The 19158-nt window shown below is 59.6% G+C and carries 19 protein-coding genes; 12 read left to right on the top strand and 7 right to left on the bottom strand.

Annotated features, from left to right (window positions below):
• The first annotated feature begins 11 nt into the window (after nt 1-11).
• Entirely contained in the window at nt 12-1169 is a 1158-nt protein-coding gene (ampC, locus tag I9H09_RS09930) for a class C beta-lactamase (protein WP_122347515.1), read from the top strand.
• Here ampC and ada read toward each other — a convergent pair.
• Both ada and I9H09_RS09920 read right to left on the bottom strand, forming a co-directional pair.
• Nucleotides 1158-2264 (bottom strand): bifunctional DNA-binding transcriptional regulator/O6-methylguanine-DNA methyltransferase Ada, encoded by a 1107-nt coding sequence (gene ada / locus I9H09_RS09925; protein WP_122325049.1) that lies wholly within the window; start codon nt 2262-2264, stop codon nt 1158-1160. The two genes, ampC and ada, sit on opposite strands and share 12 nt — an antisense overlap.
• An 82-nt stretch (nt 2265-2346) precedes the next feature.
• A complete protein-coding gene (locus I9H09_RS09920; protein WP_183142484.1) occupies nt 2347-2919 on the bottom strand; it encodes a DNA-3-methyladenine glycosylase family protein in 573 nt (190 codons plus the stop codon).
• 393 nt (nt 2920-3312) lie between these two features.
• Here I9H09_RS09920 and efeU point away from each other — a divergent pair, with 393 nt between their 5' ends.
• From efeU to efeO (I9H09_RS09900), 4 genes are read left to right on the top strand one after another with little or no spacing between them, the layout of a single operon-like run.
• Nucleotides 3313-4167: an iron uptake transporter permease EfeU gene (gene efeU, locus I9H09_RS09915; RefSeq protein ID WP_053479644.1), complete on the top strand. Its 855-nt coding sequence runs from the start codon at nt 3313-3315 to the stop codon at nt 4165-4167.
• 8 nt (nt 4168-4175) lie between these two features.
• Entirely contained in the window at nt 4176-5384 is a 1209-nt protein-coding gene (efeO, locus tag I9H09_RS09910) for an iron uptake system protein EfeO (RefSeq protein ID WP_122325048.1), read from the top strand.
• Nucleotides 5385-5408: 24 nt separating this feature from the next.
• A complete protein-coding gene (gene efeB / locus I9H09_RS09905) occupies nt 5409-6731 on the top strand; it encodes an iron uptake transporter deferrochelatase/peroxidase subunit (protein WP_122325047.1) in 1323 nt (440 codons plus the stop codon).
• A 29-nt stretch (nt 6732-6760) separates the two neighbouring features.
• Nucleotides 6761-7585: an iron uptake system protein EfeO gene (efeO, locus tag I9H09_RS09900; RefSeq protein ID WP_005890343.1), complete on the top strand. Its 825-nt coding sequence runs from the start codon at nt 6761-6763 to the stop codon at nt 7583-7585.
• Nucleotides 7586-7716: 131 nt separating this feature from the next.
• Here the strand turns inward: efeO (I9H09_RS09900) and I9H09_RS09895 are convergent, their stop codons facing one another.
• The 3 genes from I9H09_RS09895 to I9H09_RS09885 all read right to left on the bottom strand — a co-directional run bounded on the left by I9H09_RS09895 (nt 7717) and on the right by I9H09_RS09885 (nt 9794).
• Entirely contained in the window at nt 7717-8487 is a 771-nt protein-coding gene (locus I9H09_RS09895; protein WP_005890341.1) for a molybdopterin-dependent oxidoreductase, read from the bottom strand.
• Nucleotides 8484-9104, bottom strand: a complete 621-nt coding sequence (locus I9H09_RS09890; protein ID WP_024689596.1) for a cytochrome b/b6 domain-containing protein — start codon at nt 9102-9104, stop codon at nt 8484-8486. Before I9H09_RS09890 ends, I9H09_RS09895 begins: the two co-directional genes overlap by 4 nt.
• A gap of 84 nt (nt 9105-9188) precedes the next feature.
• Entirely contained in the window at nt 9189-9794 is a 606-nt protein-coding gene (locus I9H09_RS09885; protein WP_007251187.1) for a hypothetical protein, read from the bottom strand.
• Nucleotides 9795-9964: 170 nt separating this feature from the next.
• Between I9H09_RS09885 and I9H09_RS09880 the strand changes: the two genes are divergently transcribed.
• Nucleotides 9965-10654, top strand: coding sequence for a heavy metal response regulator transcription factor (locus I9H09_RS09880; protein ID WP_122324704.1), 690 nt, complete (start codon nt 9965-9967; stop codon nt 10652-10654).
• The gene (locus I9H09_RS09875) at nt 10633-12021 is read left to right on the top strand and encodes a heavy metal sensor histidine kinase (protein WP_024689598.1); all 1389 of its coding nucleotides are present in this window, start codon (nt 10633-10635) and stop codon (nt 12019-12021) included. Before I9H09_RS09880 ends, I9H09_RS09875 begins: the two co-directional genes overlap by 22 nt.
• 16 nt (nt 12022-12037) lie before the next feature.
• On the opposite strand, the gene I9H09_RS09870 is transcribed toward I9H09_RS09875, so the two are convergent.
• Nucleotides 12038-12706 carry a polysaccharide lyase family 7 protein gene (locus I9H09_RS09870; protein ID WP_005890333.1) on the bottom strand — a complete coding sequence of 223 codons (669 nt, stop codon included), beginning with the start codon at nt 12704-12706 and terminating at the stop codon, nt 12038-12040.
• 541 nt (nt 12707-13247) lie between these two features.
• Here I9H09_RS09870 and I9H09_RS09865 point away from each other — a divergent pair.
• From I9H09_RS09865 to I9H09_RS09845, 5 genes are read left to right on the top strand one after another with little or no spacing between them, the layout of a single operon-like run.
• The gene (locus tag I9H09_RS09865) at nt 13248-13700 is read left to right on the top strand and encodes a MarR family winged helix-turn-helix transcriptional regulator (protein WP_005890329.1); all 453 of its coding nucleotides are present in this window, start codon (nt 13248-13250) and stop codon (nt 13698-13700) included.
• Nucleotides 13697-15784, top strand: a complete 2088-nt coding sequence (locus I9H09_RS09860; protein ID WP_183142483.1) for an FUSC family protein — start codon at nt 13697-13699, stop codon at nt 15782-15784. Before I9H09_RS09865 ends, I9H09_RS09860 begins: the two co-directional genes overlap by 4 nt.
• Nucleotides 15781-15990: a DUF1656 domain-containing protein gene (locus I9H09_RS09855; RefSeq protein ID WP_024671092.1), complete on the top strand. Its 210-nt coding sequence runs from the start codon at nt 15781-15783 to the stop codon at nt 15988-15990. The genes I9H09_RS09860 and I9H09_RS09855 overlap by 4 nt, the downstream gene beginning before the upstream one ends.
• On the top strand, nt 15987-16871 hold the full coding sequence (locus tag I9H09_RS09850; RefSeq protein ID WP_005890324.1) for an efflux RND transporter periplasmic adaptor subunit: 885 nt from the start codon (nt 15987-15989) through the stop codon (nt 16869-16871). The genes I9H09_RS09855 and I9H09_RS09850 overlap by 4 nt, the downstream gene beginning before the upstream one ends.
• Nucleotides 16868-18301: an efflux transporter outer membrane subunit gene (locus I9H09_RS09845; RefSeq protein WP_122347512.1), complete on the top strand. Its 1434-nt coding sequence runs from the start codon at nt 16868-16870 to the stop codon at nt 18299-18301. Before I9H09_RS09850 ends, I9H09_RS09845 begins: the two co-directional genes overlap by 4 nt.
• A gap of 192 nt (nt 18302-18493) precedes the next feature.
• Here the strand turns inward: I9H09_RS09845 and I9H09_RS09840 are convergent, their stop codons facing one another.
• Complete coding sequence (locus I9H09_RS09840; protein ID WP_122324706.1) at nt 18494-19042, bottom strand: GNAT family N-acetyltransferase; 549 nt, start codon at nt 19040-19042, stop codon at nt 18494-18496.
• Nucleotides 19043-19158: the final 116 nt, after the last annotated feature.

The raw sequence follows: 19158 nt of genomic DNA, 5'->3' as shown, positions 1-19158 counted from the left end.
GGAACTATCGAATGCAATGGAATGGGACGCTGTTCTGCACAGGACTTCTGCTGGTCAACTCGGTGGCTTTTGCCGGGCAAGACCCGGCTGCGTTTGACGCGCTGGTGCAGACAGAAGCGCGCAACGTCATGCAGGAAAACAACATTGCGGGTCTGTCCATCGCCATCACTCGTAACGGCGAACAGCAGTTCTACAATTATGGCGTGGCCTCGAAAGCCACTGGCCAGCCGGTGTCCAGCGATACACTGTTCGAACTCGGCTCGATCAGCAAGACCTTCACCGCAACGCTGGCCAGCTGGGCGCAGGCCAACGGGCAGTTGTCACTGACGCAGAGCATTGCTACTTACATACCGCAGTTGGGCGAGACACGCCTGGGCAAAATACCGGTCTTCCACCTGGCTACACACACCGCAGGAGGTTTCCCGCTTCAGGTGCCCGAGCACGTGCATGACACCGACCAGTTGATGGCCTGGCTCAAGGCCTGGCAGCCTGAATACCTGCCGGGCACCCATCGCACCTATGCCAACCCCAGCGTGGGCCTGCTTGGCATGATCGCGGCGCGGAGCATGCACCTGCCGTACGAAAAGGCCCTGCAACAACGCCTGTTCCCGGCGCTGGGCCTGAACAGTACCTACGTCAACGTGCCTGATGAAAAACAGGGGTTTTATGCGCAGGGCTACAACAAACTCGACGAACCGGCCCGGGTCAGCCCAGGCCCACTGGCAGCAGAAGCCTACGGTGTGAAATCGAGCAGCCGCGACATGATCCGTTTTGTCGAAGCTAATATCGGAACGGGTCAATACGACGCCCGTTTGCGTCGTGCCCTGAGCGACACACAGACCGGTTATTTTCGCGTCGCAAGCATGACCCAGGACCTGATCTGGGAACAGTATTCAATGCCGGTCCATCTGGAACAACTGCTTACGGGCAACGCCAGCGCAATGCTTACGACGCTGAAGGCTGAAGCTATCGAACCTCCACAGGCACCGCAGCCAGCCGCCTGGATCAACAAGACCGGATCAACCAACGGTTTTGGCGGTTATGTGGCGTTCATTCCGGAAAAACAGCTCGGCTTTGTGATACTGGCCAACAAGAACTATCCGAACGAACAACGGGTAAGGCTGGCTTATCGGATTCTGGATGAACTGGGCTGCTGTTCAAAGCCCTGAAAACAACCCTGCCCCTTCGCCAGACTCGATTTCGAGCAGCTTGCGCTTGCGCTCCACACCCCAGCGATAGCCGGACAACGATCCGTCACTGCGCACCACGCGATGGCAGGGAATGGCCACGGCAAGCGTGTTGGCACCACAAGCGTTGGCCACAGCACGAACAGCGCTGGGCATACCTATCTGCGTGGCGATCTTCGTGTAAGTGACGGTAGATCCGGCAGGTATGCCCCTCAGTGCCTGCCATACCCGTTCCTGAAACACCGTGCCACGAATGTCCAGCGGCAGCGCAAGGCCGGTGGCCGGCGATTGTACAAAGCCCACGACCTTGGCAACCAGCGCTTCGAACTCCGGGTCTGCACCGATAAGGTTGGCGTTTGGGAACCGGTCCTGAAAACCTTCGATCAGCACGTCGGGATCATCTCCGAGCGAAATGGCGCAGATACCTTTGCTGCTGGTCGCCACCAGAATCGAACCCAGCGAGCTCTCACCCAAGGCGAACCTGATATCGACATTGGCGCCGCCTGCACGGTATTCGGAAGGTTTCATGCCGAGCATATTCTGCGAAGCATCATAGAAACGACTGTTGGAGTTGTAGCCCGCTTCGTAGAGCGCACGGGTGATCGTCGTATCATCGGCCAGCCGGGCCTTCAGACGCGAGCGCATCGCCGCCTGCCCATAGGCCTTTGGTGTCAACCCGGTCAGCCTTTTGAACACCCTGTGAAAATGAAAAGCGCTCATGCCGACCTGTTCGGCAAGCTCGGTCAGATTGGGCATTGCTACGGCGATGTCCAGCAATCTGCAGGCTTCGGAAACGGCATTAGCGCGTTTGAGCTCGATCGCTTGCTGATCGCTGCCGCTGCGCCTCGACGGACGAAAACCGGCGACTTCGGCCTCGCTCGCGGTGTCAAAAAACACCACGTTTTCTGGACGCGGAAGCCTGGTCGGGCTGCCAGGCTTGCAGTAGATACCCGTGGTCAATACGCCGTAAACGAAATCCGCACTGACGCCAGAGCGCCGCTTGAGCAGAATGTCCCAGCGTGGATCGTCTTCCGTGCGCAGGGCATGTGCTGTGTCAGTCCACTTTATGCTGTCCATCTTGTGACCTCGCCCAGAGTTTCGCCAAGCCTATCCCGGTCAGGGCTGTCAGACACTCCGATGCTTGCTTTCAAATTCGAGATCAGCCGCTTGTGCCAAAACCGATCGGTACGCGCCACAGATACCAGGCAGCAATCGTACGGTAAGGCGCAAAGTCTTCACCAAGCCGACGCATTTCCCCATGGCCCGGCTTGAGTTCAAGTGCGTACAGGCGCCTGTAGCCTTCACACACGCCGAAGTCGCTGGCAGGCATGACGTCCATCTGACCAAGCCCATAGATGAGCATCATCTCCACCGTCCAGCGCCCTACCCCCGGCAACTGAATGAGCCGCTCGACGAGTTCATCATTAGTCATCGCCAGCGCAGCGCTGACGTCAGGCACACGGTCGTCTGATCGCGCAGCTGCAATCGCCTTGATCGCACGGCATTTGGATGCCGAAAAGCCGCAGGACCGCAATGCCTGCTCGTCCAGATCGACCAATGCCTGCGCGTCCGGAAAGCCGACACCCGGAAACAGCCCGCGCAGCCGCATGAGCATCGCGTCGCCCGCCCTGGCGTGAAGTTGCTGGTAGGCTACTGCCTTGACCAGCGCCTGAAACGGATCCTCGGCCGCCGTCACTGGATGCAGACAGGGACCGACGTGATCGATCAGCATTTGCCACCGCCTGTCGATAGCGCTGAGCGACTCAACAGCCTGGGCGTGTGGCACCTCGGTCTGGCAATTCTGCGGCACAAGATCGCGACCGGAGTTCTCGAGTTGAGATGACATCATGACTTCCAATATTGAAGTGGCCGGGTCTGGCAATTCAAAAACCCATCCTCATTTTGCGTGGTGTTCAACATGATCGCTGAGCGTTCAAAGCACCAGAAAAAAGTTCAAACCTCGAGCAACGAGCAGCTGAACCTCGCCTGAACGGCCTGACAAAAATCTGAAGCGGACAAAAAACAACTATCCGCATTCAAGAATGAGTATCATTATGTTACGCAGTGTTTCAGGCTGTTTGCTCATCGAAACACCTGCACCCTTCAATCCTGAACCCGGTGGGATATGCTCGTTCCGTTTTTGATCATGCTGCGCGAAGGCATCGAAGCTGCGCTCATTGTTGGCATTATCGCCAGTTACCTGAAACAGACCGGTCGTGGCGAGTGGATGCCTGCGGTGTGGATCGGCGTGTTCCTGGCGGCTGCGCTTTCGCTATTCGTCGGTGGCGGGCTGGAGTTGATGAGCGCCGAGTTTCCGCAGAAGCAGCAGGAATTGTTCGAGGGCATTGTCGGCCTGATCGCCGTGGGCATCCTCAGCTCGATGGTTTTCTGGATGCGTAAAGTGGCGCGTTCGATCAAGCATGCGTTGCATGAATCCCTGGACGCCGCCCTCACCGGCTCGAAAAACCAGACCTACGCACTGATCGCCATGGTGTTCTTCGCCGTGGCCCGTGAAGGGCTGGAAACCGTATTCTTTCTGCTAGCTGTGTTCCAGCAGAGCGAAGGCTCGAGCGCACCACTGGGTGCCCTGCTCGGCCTGCTGCTGGCGGTGGGTTTCGGCGTAGCGATCTACAGCGGCAGCATGCGCCTCAACCTGAGCCTGTTTTTCCGCTGGACCGGGCTGTTCATACTCGTGGTGGCCGCGGGCATTCTTGCCAACTCGGTGCAGGCGCTGCATGAAGCGGGCGTCTGGAATCACCTGCAAGGCGTGGTCTTCGACATCAGTGCGCTGCTGCCGATGGACGGGCCTGCCGGCTCGGTACTCGCAGGCATGTTCGGTTATCAGGATGCGCCGACGGTCAGCACGCTGAGTGTCTATCTGATTTACCTGATCGGCGCGCTGGTACTGTTTTTTATGCCACACAGCCCGAAAGCAGCCAGGGCAGTACAGCCGCACCCATCTTCTGTTACGAACAAATAAGGGCACCTATGTCTAACCGTCCCTCAGGGCTTTCCGAGAAAGCCCGGCCGCCCCGTGTCCTGCGATTGGCAGTGGCCGGCTCGGTGATTCTGATGTTTGCCGCAGGCGGATTGTTCTATTACGCCTCGCAGGTGGCCGCCAAAAAGCGGGCCGCCAATGCTGGCACTGAAACAGTGGTCAACATTCATGCGCACAACTGCGAGCCAAACGCCCTGACCGTGGCGGCGGGCAACAACGCTTTTCGCATCGTCAACAGCTCTGAACGGGCCGTCGAATGGGAAATTCTCGATGGCGTGCTGGTGATCGAGGAGCGGGAAAATATTGCACCGGGCCTGAGCCAGGTAATCAATGCCAACCTGGCACCGGGCGATTACGCAATCACCTGCGGCCTGCTCAGCAACCCGCGCGGCACCCTGCATGTCACACCGACCGCCGAGTCCGATGCCAAAGCCAGAGCGCGCCCTTCAATGACCGCATTCATCGGGCCGCTTTCCGAGTACCGGGTGTACCTGAGCCTGCAGGGATCAGCGCTCATCAAAGCCGTCATTGCCTTGCAACAGGCCATCGACGCTGGCGACCTGAGCGCCGCGCAGGCGGCCTATCTGCCGGCTCGCACCGCGTATCAGCGCATTGCTCCTGCCGCGCAGCGCTTTTCGGAGCTGGACAATGCGATCAACGCTCGCGCCGATTATTACGAGAAGCGTGAGCAGGATCCCGGCTTCACCGGCTTCCACCGCATCGAATACGCGCTGTTCGAACAACGCACTGTCGACGGCCTGTCACCCGTGGCATCACGCCTGCAAAACGACGTCACCCAGCTCAAGCAACAACTGATGGCGCAGTCGCTGCAACCCGAGCAGCTCGCCGATATTGCCGTCCGCACGATGCGCAGCCTGTCAGACGTGCGCAGCAACGGCGAGGAAGAACGTTACAGCCACAGCGACCTGAACGGTTTCGCCGCCAACCTGGAAGGTACGCGCAAGATCGTCGATCTGCTGCGCCCTCTGCTGATTCGTAGCGCTGGCGACATGTTGCAGAAAATCGACGTAGCCACCGCCGACCTGGACACCTCGCTGAAAGCGCTCCGCACCGCCGACGGTTACCGGTCTTACGAGCAGGTGACCACGGCGCAACGCCAGCAAATTGCGGCCAAGGCGGCGGCAGTGGCCGACGCAATCAACGGCATCGACTCGGCACTCGGCCTTTCTGACCTCTGATCCACTGGAGCACAGCACACCACGATGAAAAACCCAGACAACAATCCAGACACGAATAACGCCCCTGCATCGATTCAGCGTCGCCGTGTCCTGATGGGGCTTGGTGCCGCCGGTGCCGCGCTGGCTGGCAGCAGCCTGAGCGGCAACGTACTGGCCGCTGCACCAGCGCAAGTCACCGAAGCGCCGAACAGCGAAAAGACGCAGGACCACAACACGTTCCACGGCATTCATCAGACCGGCATCGTAAACCCGCGCCCGGCATCCGGCATGCTGGTGGCGTTCGATGTGCTGGCCGCCGACCGGGAAGATCTCGAGCGCCTGTTCCGCACACTCAACGAGCGCATCGCGTTCCTGATGACCGGCGGACCGGTAGCGGAAGTCGATCCGAAACTGCCGCCACTGGACTCGGGAATACTAGGCCCGGTGGTGACGCCGGATAACCTGACCATCACGGTATCGGTGGGGGAATCACTGTTCGATGAGCGCTTCGGCCTCGCGTCAGTCAAACCCGCGCGCCTGAGCCGCATGACCGGTTTCCCCAACGATGCGCTGGACCCGGCCAATTGCCACGGAGATCTGAGCATTCAGTTCTGCGCCAACACCGCCGACAGCAACATCCACGCCCTGCGCGACATCGTCAAGAACCTGCCCGACCTGCTGCTGGTTCGCTGGAAACAGGAAGGCACCGTGCCGCCTCAGGCACCGAAAAAACCTGGCCAGCCTCCTGAAAGCGCGCGCAACTTTCTGGGCTTCCGGGACGGCTCGGCGAACCCGGACTCCAATAACCAGAAGACCATGGACGAGCTGGTCTGGGTGCAACCCGGCAGCGGCGAACCGGCCTGGGCAGCCAATGGCAGTTATCAGGCGGTGCGCATCATTCGCAACTTCGTCGAACGCTGGGACCGCACGCCGCTGCAGGAACAGGAATCGATCTTTGGCCGCAGTAAAAATACCGGTGCGCCCATGGACGGCAAGGTCGAGACCGACGTGCCGAATTACGCGGCTGACCCGGAGGGCAAGAAAACCCGACTGGACTCGCACATCCGTCTGGCCAACCCGCGTACTGCCGAGACACAGCGCAACCTGATCCTGCGCCGTCCGTTCAATTACTCCAACGGGGTGAACAAGAACGGGCAGCTGGACATGGGCCTGCTGTTCATTTGCTACCAGGCCGATCTGGAAAAAGGCTTTATCACGGTACAGAGCCGCCTGAACGGCGAGCCGCTTGAGGAATACCTCAAGCCCGTCGGCGGCGGCTATTTCTTCACCCTGCCGGGCGTGACCGGCGAACAGGATTTCATCGGCCGCTCGTTGCTGGCGGCTGCATCGTCCAGCCAAACCGCATGACTTATTCACTCCTGACCCGGAAGACACTTATGAAAAAGACGCCTCTGGCTTTGCTCCTGACACTTGGCCTGCTTCAGACCCCACTGGCCGCCTTCGCCGCCACCGCCCCGCTGGACCTGGTAGGCCCGGTTTCGGATTACAAGATTTACGTGACCGAGAACATCGAAGAGCTGGTCAGCCATACCCAGAAATTCACCGACGCCGTGAAGAAAGGCGACATTGCGACCGCTAAAAAGCTTTACGCCCCTACCCGCGTCTACTACGAGTCGGTCGAGCCGATTGCCGAACTGTTCAGCGACCTGGACGCCTCCATTGACTCGCGCGTCGATGATCACGAAAAAGGCGTAACGGCAGAAGATTTCACCGGTTTCCATCGGCTGGAATATGCTCTGTTTTCGCAAAACACCACCAAGGACCAAGGCCCTATTGCCGACAAGCTGTTGAGCGACGTCAAGGACCTGGAAAAGCGCGTTACCGACCTGACTTTCCCGCCTGAAAAAGTCGTCGGCGGCGCGGCAGCCTTGCTGGAAGAAGTCGCAGCGACCAAGATCTCCGGCGAAGAAGATCGTTACAGCCACACTGACCTGTACGACTTCCAGGGCAACATCGACGGCGCGAAGAAAATCGTCGACCTGTTCCGTCCGCAGATAGAGCAGCAGGACAAGGCTTTCTCCGCCAAAGTCGACAAGAACTTCGCAACCGTTGACAAGATCCTGGCCAAGTACAAGACCAAGGACGGTGGGTTCGAGACTTACGACAAGGTCAAGGAAAACGACCGCAAAGCCCTGATCGGCCCGGTCAATACCTTGGCAGAAGACCTCTCCACCCTGCGCGGCAAGCTGGGTTTGAATTGATCTGAAGCGCCGCGCCTGTTCAAGGTGCGGCTCTTGCGGTGCGCGTGGTCACTGCGACTGAGTGTGACGCAGAGCGTTACGGCAGGCATTCCCACGCTAGGGTGAGGAACAATGAGTTCCACGTCCCGCCGCTAGATCCCGCTGAACCAGTTATAGCCCTGATCCTCCCAGTACCCGCCGGGGTTTTCGTTGCTGACGAAGATCTCGACGATGTGCTTGGGGTTCTTGAAGCCCAGTTTGGTCGGCACCCGCACACGCAGCGGATAGCCGTAGTCCGGAGGCAGGGCAACTTCTCCGAAATCCAGCGCCAGCAAGGTCTGCGGGTGCAGTGCGGTGGGCATATCCAGGCTCGAGTAATAGCGATCGGCGCACTTGAAACCGACGAAACGTGCCGTGGTATCAGCGCCGATGTATTCCAGGAACGTCTTCAGCGGTACGCCGCCCCACTGACCTATCGCGCTCCAGCCTTCGATACAGATCAATCGGGTAATGTCGGTGCGTTGCGGCAGTTTGCGCAGCGCATCCAGCGTCCACGGTTGTTTGTCACGGACCAGTCCGGACACCGCCAGCCGATAGTCGGCAAGCTCCAGCTCGGGCACGTTGTACTCGGGGTAAAACGCATTGAACGGAAACGGATTGGTCAATTGCGCCTTGCTGTAGGTTGGGGCCAGTTTCTGACCGTTGAACAGCCAGGCCTGAACCCGGTCATTCCAGCGCGACATGGCCCACAGCACCTTGTCCACCTGGTCACCGTCCTGCAGGTTGCAGCCGGTTAGCATCGACATGGCGCCCACGGTCAGCCCGGCACGCAGAAAAGAACGTCGTTGAATATCAATCAGCTGGCTTTGCTGCGCAGGTTCCAGACGGATGCGCTGTGTGACGCGTTTGCGAGGTTCGTTCATGGCTTGGCAGCTCCATCTTCGTTCGGCTGACGGCCGCCGGTAATCATCGGTAACAAGGTGCTGGGCACCAGCATAACCAGCAGCAGATGCACGATTACGAACGCGCCAATGGCTGTCATGGCGCCAAAATGCACCCAGCGAGCAAAATCGAAACCGCCCAGCAGAGCAACCAGCCCCTGAAATTGCACCGGCTTCCAGATTGCCAGACCGGACACCACTACCAGCACACCCATGATCAGCACTAGCCAGTACATCAAGCGCTGCACGGCGTTGTACTGACCTTTGACGTGAGCCAGGCGAAAGTGCAGCGCATCACTCATGTCACGCTTTACCTGCGAAGGACTGACCGGCAGCAGATCACGCTTGAAATGGCGACTGAACACGCTATACAGCACATAAACCAGGCCGTTGATGACCAACAGCCACATCACCGCGAAGTGCCAGGCAATGGAGCCGCCCAGCCAGCCGCCGAGAGTCAGAAACTTGGGAAATGTGAACGGCATCAGCGGCGATGCGTTGTAAATGGCCCAACCGCTCATGAACATGCAGACCATGCCCACTGCGTTGACCCAATGAGTCAAACGTACCGGCCACGGATGAATGGGGCGGGTTTTCATGTCGAGATCCTTCTGAATCAGGCATAGCCGCACTGTGCGCGGGCAGGCGACCAGAGCCGCCTGCCGTGACGCTGTCGGCAGCAATTACATAGGCGGAGTAAAGCCGTCCTTGCCAACTGCGACACCGCGTGCCGACTTGCCGTCGTCAGCCGGGAACAGCACAACCTTGGCACCGGCTTTCAGCTCGCTGCGCTGACCTGGCTCGACATAAGCAATCGGCACGTCTTCCGGCACAACCAGCTGCTTCTCGCCCCCCTTGTATTGAACAGTCAGGGTGCGGCCATTGGCTTTGGACAGTGTGCCAACAGTGCCGTTGGTCATGGTGCCGGTCGTGCCGTCGGCATTTTCCCAGCCGTAATGGCCTTCACCACTGCCTTTCAGGCTTGGTTCAAAAACGGTGACTTCCAGCGCTTTCAATGTGCCGTCAGCCTGGGGAATGGCTGCCGAACCGACAAAACTGTCAGCCTTGATCGATTCCAGGTCAGCCTTGGACACCAGGCGGATGCCGGTCTTGTCGGTCAACTGAATGCTTTGGTGCTGGCCCGCACGGGTGGTGAAATTCAAGGTGTCGGCCTGCAGGCTGTCGACGGTCCCGCGCATCGGCTTGACCACCGGCATGTCGGCGGCTTGAGTCATGACAGCGGCGCTGAGCAACAGCAGGCCAAACGTGGTGGAGAGTGCAGTCTTCATCAATACTTCCTTGGCAGTTGAGGTCTGAGAGCCATCCTTGCACCGTTACCGGCACCGCAGAATGACCGGGCAATGACATTTTTGTCATTCGCCGGACACCTTGTCGGCAACTGGTTAGACTCCGGCATCGGCGCACCGAGGGCGCCTGCAAAAGCGTAGCGGACAAAACGATGCATATCCTGCTTATTGAAGACGATACCAAAACAGGCGAGTACCTGAAGAAGGGCCTCGGCGAGTCCGGCTACCGGATCGACTGGACCCAGCACGGGGCCGACGGCCTGCATCTGGCACTGGAAAACCGTTACGACCTGATCGTGCTTGACGTGATGCTGCCCGGTATCGACGGCTGGCAAATCATCGAGGTCTTGCGCGCCAGGCAGGACGTGCCGGTGCTGTTCCTGACCGCACGCGATCAGTTGCAGGACCGCATTCGCGGTCTTGAGCTGGGCGCCGACGACTATCTGGTCAAACCGTTCTCTTTCACCGAACTGCTGCTGCGCATCCGCACCATCCTGCGCCGCGGAGTGGTGCGCGAAGCCGATCATTTTCATCTGGCCGATCTTGAGCTTGATCTGCTGCGCCGCCGCGTGACGCGTCAACAGCAGGTCATTGTGCTGACCAACAAGGAATTCGCCCTGCTACACCTGTTGTTGCGCCGCGAAGGTGACGTGATGTCCCGCGCGCAGATTGCCTCGGAAGTCTGGGACATGAATTTCGACAGCGACACCAACGTTGTGGACGTTGCCATCAAACGCCTGCGCAGCAAGATCGACCTGCCCTACCCGGTCAAACTCATCCATACGGTGCGTGGCATCGGTTATGTGTGCGAGGTACGGCCATGCGACGCCAACCTTCCCTGACACTGCGTTCGACCCTGGCGTTCGCACTGGTGGCGATGCTTACAGTCAGCGGCGCGGGGTTCTATCTCTATCAGTCCATTGAACAGACAGTGTTGCAACGTAGCGACCACGCCGTGCTGGCGCGACTCGACCATTTCCGCAAACTGCTGCGCTACGACCTGAGCATGGACAACCTCAAAGGCAGCCCGCAACTGTTCGAAAACATGCTCGACAGCGAAGAAGATATTTTCATCATCGGCGAACCAGGCAAGTCACCAGTGATTTCAGTCAACCCGCAACATGCGCCCTTGCCGGATTTGCCGACTGTTGCGCAGGACCAGCCACTGCGGGTCGATGATCTGCGCAGCGGGATGAGCCTGCAAGGCGTGCCTTTGCGCGCAGCGGCGGCGCAGGTGATGTCCAATGGTGTTGAAGTGCGCCTGCAGGCCGCGCATTTGATGGTCAAAGAAATGGCCATGCTTGCCAGCTTTCGCCAGAGCATTTACATCGCCGTCACGCTGGCGTTCCTGATCACTGCCGCGCTTGGTTATGTCTTGTTGCGACGCGGTCTGCGGCCGTTGCGCCGGATGGCCACTCACGCGGCGGCAATAACCCCGGCCAGCCTGCACAAGCGCCTCGACAGCCGGGACACGCCCGTCGAGTTGCAGCAATTGAGTGACGCCTTCAATGCCATGCTTGACCGACTGGACGACGGTTATCGACGTCTGATGCAGTTTTCTGCCGACCTGGCCCACGAAATACGCACACCGGTCGGCTCGTTGATGGGTCACTGTCAGGTCGCCCTGCGCCAGAACCGCAGCGTGGACGAATATCAGGCACTGCTGGCTTCCAACCTGGAAGAACTCGAGCGTATTTCCCGGCTGGTGGAAAGCATTCTGTTCCTAGCACGTGCCGATGAGGCTCAGGCCGCGCTGGAGCGTCAGTCACTCGACCTGCACGATGAGTTGCAACGGGTGGCGGGCTATTTCGAAGGACTGGCAGAAGAGCGCAACCTGCGACTGATCACGTCCGGAACCGGCACACTGCTGGCCGACCCTATTCTGTTGCGCCGGGCCATGAGCAATCTGGTGGCCAACGCGATTCGCTATGCCGACGAAAACAGCGAGATCCTGATGCGGGTTGCCGCTGTGGACAGGTGCTGGAGGATAGAGGTAGAAAACAACGGGCCGGTGCTCTCGGACGCGACGCTCGCCAGGCTGTTCGACCGCTTTTATCGTGGCGACGCCTCGCGTCATGAGAGCTCGGACTCCAATGGTCTGGGGTTGGCAATCGTCACGGCGATCATGCAACTGCACGGCGGCCGGGTCGAAGTCGCGCAACCCGCCGCCGGCAGAATCTGCTTCAGTCTGATCTTCCCGGCGGCCTGAATCCGCTCCGAAAAGCTCAGTTCTTCTTCTCGTGGGCAATCGCCAGCTTGTAAAAAGTGGCCGAGCCACCCTCGGTGGTGTAGCCCGTATTGTCTTGGGTGTAGACCCCCGCTTTGAAGTAGAACAGCTTGCTGGCCCAGGCTGAATCGAGCTTGGCGTACCAGACAGCGTTGAAGGCATTGACGGTCAGGTCACCGCTTGGCGTCAGGTTGATGGTGTAGCTGAACTGCTGATCGAGCGGCACACCCTGGGCAATGATGACCACCTCGATTTCCGCGTCCGGCGTACGTCGAAACTTGGCGACGATATTGCCGGTCTTCAGTTTCTCCTTGTACTGATACTCCACTTTCAGCAACGGCTCGGTGCTCTGATAGCAGTGGATCTGACCGATCACGATCTTGCCACTGGAAGGCACCTGGTCAACTTCCAGCGTGGCGCGCAGAAAGTTGTCGGCGCTGGAGTAAGCCCAGTTGAAGACCCTGCCGTCAGCCGTAGTCTCACGCAGCTCAGAACGCGGGAACTTGGCGTTTTCCGTCGTCGAACCGGTCACCGGCGCCCAGAAAAACAGAGTATCTCCGGACTGAAAGTAACCATCCCGATAGCCTTTCATCAATTTCGGGGTTTCGATGATGGTTGCAGGACTTCCGGTAGGGACGGAAAGGTTCCAGGTGGCAAGGTCGATCATGGATTGCTCGCAGGGTACGCGTTGCGCACTAGCAGGATGGCTCTGGAACGGGCGTGCTGGCCCGTTGCGTTCATACAGACTATCGGCCTTGTCGTTCAATTTTTAAACAGGAGCGACAACGTCTTGGCGCCAATAAAATGCCTAAAAACCGCCAATGCCAATATTCCGATATCAAAATTAAAGTTATAGCGCTTTGCCACCTATCAGCTGCAGACGTTAATAAATCTGAGAAAAGGTCACTGAATGTGGCGTCATTTTTTTGAATGAATGGCCGCAAAAAATGCGTGGGCCGGCGCCAATTACCGACGAACGGTAGCGATTATTTTCGACCAAGATGAACTTCCAGAGCCTGGAGCTGACAAAGCCGTCTTTTTTGAACACTGCGCTTGTTCAAAACGTCCTCTCGTCCAGAGCAATTCAACAAAGATTTCCGTTGGGTCACCTCCGGGTTGACTGTAAGCAGTTGTTACGGGATATTAGTTAGCATCCTATTAATATCCTCACTAACAATATTGCTCCTAACTAAATTCCCGGTGTCTTTATGTCCGTCGATCCCCTGCACAGGGCAATCAGCAGTGGCCTGGTAGCCGCATCTCGCCAATGGCGACGCATCTGCCAGAACACGCTGGTCACCTATGGCATTTCCGAAGCGTGCGCAGGGCCGTTGCTGGCCATCGCGCGTCTGGGCGACGGCGCGCACCAGGTCAAAGTCGCGCAGGCCGCAGGAATGGAAAGCCCGACGCTGGTCCGCTTGCTTGATCAACTGTGCAAGGCAGGGATTGTCTGCCGCAGCGAAGATCCTCACGACCGTCGCGCCAAGGCTTTGAGCCTGACCGACAAGGGCCGCGCACTGGCGGGGGCGATTGAAGAAGAGCTGACACGGCTACGTGCCGAGGTGCTTGAGGGCCTGCAACCTGCCGACCTTGAGGCCACGTTGCGTGTGTTGCAGGCATTTGCCGAAGCGGCGCAGCGTGAACAGGGAGTCCAGGCTTGAAAGGTTTTTTCTCCAGCGTGCCACCGGCTCGCGACTGGTTCTACGGTGTGCGCACGTTCGGCGCTTCCATGCTTGCGCTGTACATCGCGCTGCTGATGGAAATGCCCCGCCCATACTGGGCGATGGCCACCGTGTACATTGTATCCAGCCCTTTCGTGGGTCCGACCAGCTCCAAGGCGCTGTACCGCGCCGCCGGTACACTGGCAGGTGCGGCGGCCTCAGTGTTGCTGGTGCCGACGTTCGTGCAGACGCCCCTGCTGCTGGCCATCGTGGTCGGCTTGTGGACCGGCACGCTGCTGTTTCTTTCCCTGCATCTGCGCACAGCGAACAGTTACGCGCTGATGCTGGCGGGCTACACCATGCCGCTGATTTCACTGCCGGTGGTCGACAACCCGCAGGCGGTGTTCGACATCGCGGTGTCACGCACCGAAGAAATCTTCCTCGGCATCATCTGCGCGGCGGTCGTCGGCGCAATGTTCTGGCCACGCCGTCTGGCGCCAGTGTTTCAGGCCACGACGGAAAAGTGGTTCAGCGACGCCGCAACCTACAGCGAGCGCTTCATCAGCCGCACCTGTCAGGCCGAGGAAATCGGCACCCTGCGCAACTCGATGGTCGGCAGTTTCAACTCGCTGGAAATGATGATCGGCCAGTTGAGCCATGAAGGTGCACGCAAACAAACCGTGCGCAACGCCAATGAGCTGCGCGGCAGGATGATTCATCTGTTGCCGGTCATCGACGCACTGGATGACGCCTTGTGGGCACTGGAGCGGCGCACGCCCGAACTTCTGGCCAGCCTCTTGCCGCTGTTGCAGCGCACCTGCGATTGGTTGAAAAGCACCGCAGACGGCCCGCAGCATGAACAATGGCAGCAACTGCACCGCGAGCTGGAGCGTTTGCAACCGGACTCCGCACAACTGGATGATCGCGATCAGCTGCTGCTCTCCAATACGCTGTTTCGCCTGAGTGAGTGGATTGACCTGTGGCAGGACTGCCGGACGCTGCAATACGCCATCAAGACCGACGATCAATCGCAATGGCGCGCTGCGTATCGCCACTGGCGGCTGGGCCGTTTGACGCCGTTTCTAGACCGCGGCCTGATGCTTTATTCGGTGGCCTCGACAGTGCTGGCAATCATTGCCGCGTCGGTGCTGTGGATTCTGCTCGGCTGGAAAGACGGCGCCAGCGCCGTGGCGCTGGCAGCAGTATCGTGCAGCTTCTTCGCAGCGATGGACGACCCGGCCCCGCAGATCTACCGGTTCTTTTTCTGGACCCTGCTGTCGGTGGTGTTTGCCAGCCTTTATCTGTTCGTGGTGCTGCCCAACCTGCATGACTTCCCGATGCTGGTGCTGGCTTTCGCCGTGCCGTTCATTTGCGTCGGCACCCTGACCGTGCAACCGCGGTTCTTTCTCGGCACGCTGCTGACCATCGTCAACACATCGTCCTTCATCAGCATCCAGAGCGCCTACGACGCGGACTTCATGAACTTCCTCAACTCCAACCTGGCAGGCCCCGCGGGGTTGTTGTTTGCCTTCATCTGGACGCTGGTATTTCGCCCGTTCGGTGTCGAACTGGCAGCCAAACGCCTGACCCGCTTCAGTTGGCGCGACATCGCCAGCCTCAGCGAAGAGTCGTCACTGGCCGAACACCGGCGCATGGGCGTGCAGATGCTCGACCGCCTGATGCAGCAACTGCCGCGCCTGACGCTGACCGCGCAGGACACTGGCATTGCTCTGCGAGAACTGCGAGTCGCGCTGAACATGCTGGACCTGATCGCCTACACCCGACGCGCCACGCCTGCAGCCCAGGTGTTGTTGCGTCAGGTAATCGAGGAAGTCGGTGGCTATTTCCGGCAGTGCAAAAAGGCCGGTGAGCGGCTGCCTGCGCCGCGCGGCCTGTTGATGGCGATGGATCGCACGCGCCGCGCACTGACTGATCAGGAGATGGGCGATAACCCTGCCCGCGTCCACCTGCTGCACGCGCTCAGCGGCCTGCGCCTGGCGTTGTTGCCAGGCGTGGAAATCGTCACCGTTGCAGGCGAAATGACCGAGCAACTGCCGCACAACATTGATGGAGCGCCCCTGTGATCGGTGATCTGGACATCAGCGGGATCTTCATTCCCACGTTCCTGGCAATTATGGGCATTGCCTATCTGCTGTTTCTCGGGGTGCATGCGGTGCTGACGCGCGCCCACTTCTACCGCCTGGTCTGGCACCGGGCTTTGTTCAACGTAGGTCTATACGCTTTGCTGCTCGGCGCCGTGGATACTCTAAGTCGATACCTGATGACATGAAAAAACCGATACTGACACTGGGCCGCGTGGTCCTGACTCTGCTGGTTGTCGCCCTTGCTACCGTCGTGGTGTGGCGGATGGTGATGTATTACATGTACGCGCCGTGGACGAGGGACGGCCACATTCGCGCCGACATCGTGCAGATCGCGCCTGACGTGTCCGGCCTGATTCAGAAGGTCGAGGTCACAGACAATCAGCCGGTGCACAAGGGTCAGGTGCTGTTCACCATTGATCAGGACCGCTTTCGGCTGTCTCTGCGGCAGGCTCAGGCCACCGTCGCAGAGCGTCAGGAAACCTGGGAGCAGGCACGTCGCGAGAACAAGCGTAACCGCGGCCTGGGCAATCTGGTAGCGCGTGAGCAACTTGAGGAAAGCCAGTCCCGCGAGGCCCGCGCGCTTTCGGCGCTGGGCGAAGCGCGGGTGGCTGTGGATGCGGCGCAACTGAACCTGGATCGCTCGGTGATTCGCAGCCCGGTGGACGGCTACCTTAATGATCGTGCGCCTCGCGAACATGAGTTTGTCAGCGCCGGGCGTCCCGTGCTGTCGGTGGTCGATTCGGCTTCGTTCCACATCGATGGTTACTTCGAAGAGACCAAGCTGGACGGCATACATGTCGGCCAGGGCGTGGACATCCGCGTGATTGGCGACAACGCACGGCTGACCGGCCACGTGGTGAGCATCGTTGCCGGCATCGAAGATCGCGACCGTTCCAGCGGCTCGAACCTGCTGCCCAACGTCAATCCGGCATTCAGCTGGGTCAGGCTGGCGCAGCGTATTCCAGTGCGGATCGCCTTCGACGATGTGCCTGCCAATTTCCGCATGATCGCGGGGCGTACCGCGACAGTTTCGATCATCGAAGACACTCAGGAGGCAGTGCAATGAAACGCGCTGCACGCCTGACGGCGATAAGTTTCGGCACCCTGCTGTCAGCGTGCCAGATGGTCGGGCCGGATTATCAGGTGCCGCAGGACGGCGCGATCAATCGCCCGGATTTGCAGGGTGAACTGGCGGGCCGTTCGGTCAATGCCGTTTCAGCACCCGTGCCGGCGCACTGGTGGCGCTTGTACCAGGACCCGCGCCTAGACCAGTTGGTGCGCCAGGCGATGGCGTCCAATACCGACTTGCGTGTTGCCGCGGCCAATCTGCAACGCTCACGCTATCAGAACGCCGAAGCCGAAGCGGCGGGTGGTTTCACCAGCGGCGCAAAGATCGGCGCACAGCGCGCTCAGGAATCCGGCGAAGCGTATCTGCTGACCGATAAAGTACCTGTGTCCAATGTGGGTGATATCGGCCTGACCACTTCGTACCAGTTCGATCTGTTCGGCACCTTGCAGCGCGGCATCGAGGCGGCACAGGCCAATGTCGATGCCAATCAGGCAGCGGTCGATACCGCGCGTATCACTGTGGTTGCCGATGTCGTGCGTGCCTACACGCAGATTTGCGCGGCCAATGAAGAGCTCGACATCGCCCGCGAGTCGCTTGATCTGCAACAACAGAGCCTGACCCTCAACCGGCGCCTGCGCGATGCCGGGCGCGGCGATGAAACTCAGGTCACGCGCTCGCAGACCCAGTTCAAATCGTTGCGCGCTGAAATGCCCCGTTACGAGGCTCGCCGCCAGGCTGCGATGTTCCGCCTGTCGATGCTGCTGGCCAAGCCCGTCGATCAATTGCCCACCGGGGTCAGCACTTGCAACGCGCTACCGCATATTGCGCAGGTCATGCCGGTGGGCGACGGTGCTGCCCTGCTCAAACGCCGCCCCGACGTGCGTCAGGCCGAGCGGCATCTGGCAATGTCCACAGCCGAGATCGGGGTTGCCACCGGGGAGCTTTATCCGGACATCAGTATCGGCGCAAGCATCGGCACCACCGGCCTCATCGAGAACCTCGGCAAACCGGCCGCCAATCGCTGGGGCTTCGGCCCGCTGCTGAACTGGACGGTTCCGTCCAACGGGTCCCGCGCGCGCATCCACCAGGCCGAAGCTTCGGCCCAGGCAGCCTTGGCACGGTTTGACGGTGTGGTGCTCAACGCCATTCGCGAAACCCAGACCGGGCTGGCGCAATACACCGCCCTGCTCGACCGCCGCGATGCACTCAAGGAAGCCGAGCAATCTGCCAAAGAAGCCGCTGACCAGACCCACCGCTTCTACCAGGCCGGACGCGCCTCGTTCCTGGCCGACCTGCAAGCAACCCGCACCTATACCGACGTGCGCGCTCAGATGGCTGAAGCCAACACCGAAGTGGCGATGGGGCAGATCAATCTGTTCCTGGCGCTGGGCGGCGGTTGGGAAAAGGATGACATAGCCGAAAAATAGAACGCGGGCAGAGGGCAGTCCACAATGCAAGGGGACTGCCCCAACCCGCCCGGATATACGCAATGTAGGAGTAGACTTGTCCACGAACTGCCGGGAACGGCAGCAAAACCGCTATATGCAGTACATCAGAAAAACCAGAATAGCGGTTTGAAGACCGCTCCGCAGCCCTCGTAACCTTCTGCCCACCTACAGCTAAGTGATATCCCCCGGATTAACCAACGCCCTCAGAACGTGATCCTCCCAAACCCCGGCGATTTTCAGATAGACGCGCGCAAACCCTTCCCTTTCGAAGCCGAGCGATTGCAGGAGTCGCTCACTTCGCAGGTTGCCCGGCATGTGGTTGGCCATGATGCGATGCAGGCCCATGCGCTCGAAACAGTAGCGATTGGTCATCTCCAGCGACCTTCTCATCAACCCCCGCCCCTGAGCAGACTCTGCCAGCGAGAAGCCAAGGTTGCAGGCCTGGAACGCACCTCTGACAACGTTTGTGTAACTGCACCGCCCCAGTACCTCGCCGCCGTCCGCTTCCGTGACAAGGAAGAAAATCGCGCGGCCGGCCTGCATGCTTTCCCACTGTTGCTGAACCCGTGATCTTGCGTTTTCGAGGATGAAATAGTCATCGTCCCTCAACGGCTCCCACGGCTGCAGATGCTCGCGATTGGCCTTTTCATAGCGGTTGACCAATTCGCAATCATCAAACGCCAATGTCCTTAGAGAAAACCCTTCGCCCGAATACTGCATGTATCCTCCCACGTCAGTCACCGAGGTTATCGCTTCTTGAGCTGCAGCGCAGGAACGCAGTTCTGGACGCTCTGCGTCCTGTCCCGATCTTGCCACCGCACTTGCACTCACCTATC

Source organism: Pseudomonas tremae (genome assembly GCF_023278125.1).
GTDB lineage: Bacteria > Pseudomonadota > Gammaproteobacteria > Pseudomonadales > Pseudomonadaceae > Aquipseudomonas > Aquipseudomonas tremae.
The sequence above is the reverse complement of the archived record's forward strand: the minus strand, read 5'-3'. Positions and strand labels throughout refer to the sequence as shown.

Bases quoted from the DNA above. Each gene is read 5' to 3' on its own strand.
- efeO (WP_005890343.1), top strand. From the start codon at position 6,761: ATGAAAAAGACGCCTCTGGCTTTGCTCCTGACACTTGGCCTGCTTCAG.
- ampC (WP_122347515.1), top strand. From the start codon at position 12: ATGCAATGGAATGGGACGCTGTTCTGCACAGGACTTCTGCTGGTCAAC.
- I9H09_RS09875 (WP_024689598.1), top strand. From the start codon at position 10,633: ATGCGACGCCAACCTTCCCTGACACTGCGTTCGACCCTGGCGTTCGCA.
- I9H09_RS09850 (WP_005890324.1), top strand. From the start codon at position 15,987: ATGAAAAAACCGATACTGACACTGGGCCGCGTGGTCCTGACTCTGCTG.
- I9H09_RS09870 (WP_005890333.1), bottom strand. From the start codon at position 12,706: ATGATCGACCTTGCCACCTGGAACCTTTCCGTCCCTACCGGAAGTCCT.
- I9H09_RS09885 (WP_007251187.1), bottom strand. From the start codon at position 9,794: ATGAAGACTGCACTCTCCACCACGTTTGGCCTGCTGTTGCTCAGCGCC.
- ada (WP_122325049.1), bottom strand. From the start codon at position 2,264: ATGGACAGCATAAAGTGGACTGACACAGCACATGCCCTGCGCACGGAA.
- efeO (WP_122325048.1), top strand. From the start codon at position 4,176: ATGTCTAACCGTCCCTCAGGGCTTTCCGAGAAAGCCCGGCCGCCCCGT.
- I9H09_RS09890 (WP_024689596.1), bottom strand. From the start codon at position 9,104: ATGAAAACCCGCCCCATTCATCCGTGGCCGGTACGTTTGACTCATTGG.
- I9H09_RS09920 (WP_183142484.1), bottom strand. From the start codon at position 2,919: ATGCTGATCGATCACGTCGGTCCCTGTCTGCATCCAGTGACGGCGGCC.
- I9H09_RS09895 (WP_005890341.1), bottom strand. From the start codon at position 8,487: ATGAACGAACCTCGCAAACGCGTCACACAGCGCATCCGTCTGGAACCT.
- I9H09_RS09840 (WP_122324706.1), bottom strand. From the start codon at position 19,042: ATGCAGTATTCGGGCGAAGGGTTTTCTCTAAGGACATTGGCGTTTGAT.
- I9H09_RS09865 (WP_005890329.1), top strand. From the start codon at position 13,248: ATGTCCGTCGATCCCCTGCACAGGGCAATCAGCAGTGGCCTGGTAGCC.
- efeU (WP_053479644.1), top strand. From the start codon at position 3,313: ATGCTCGTTCCGTTTTTGATCATGCTGCGCGAAGGCATCGAAGCTGCG.
- I9H09_RS09880 (WP_122324704.1), top strand. From the start codon at position 9,965: ATGCATATCCTGCTTATTGAAGACGATACCAAAACAGGCGAGTACCTG.
- efeB (WP_122325047.1), top strand. From the start codon at position 5,409: ATGAAAAACCCAGACAACAATCCAGACACGAATAACGCCCCTGCATCG.
- I9H09_RS09845 (WP_122347512.1), top strand. From the start codon at position 16,868: ATGAAACGCGCTGCACGCCTGACGGCGATAAGTTTCGGCACCCTGCTG.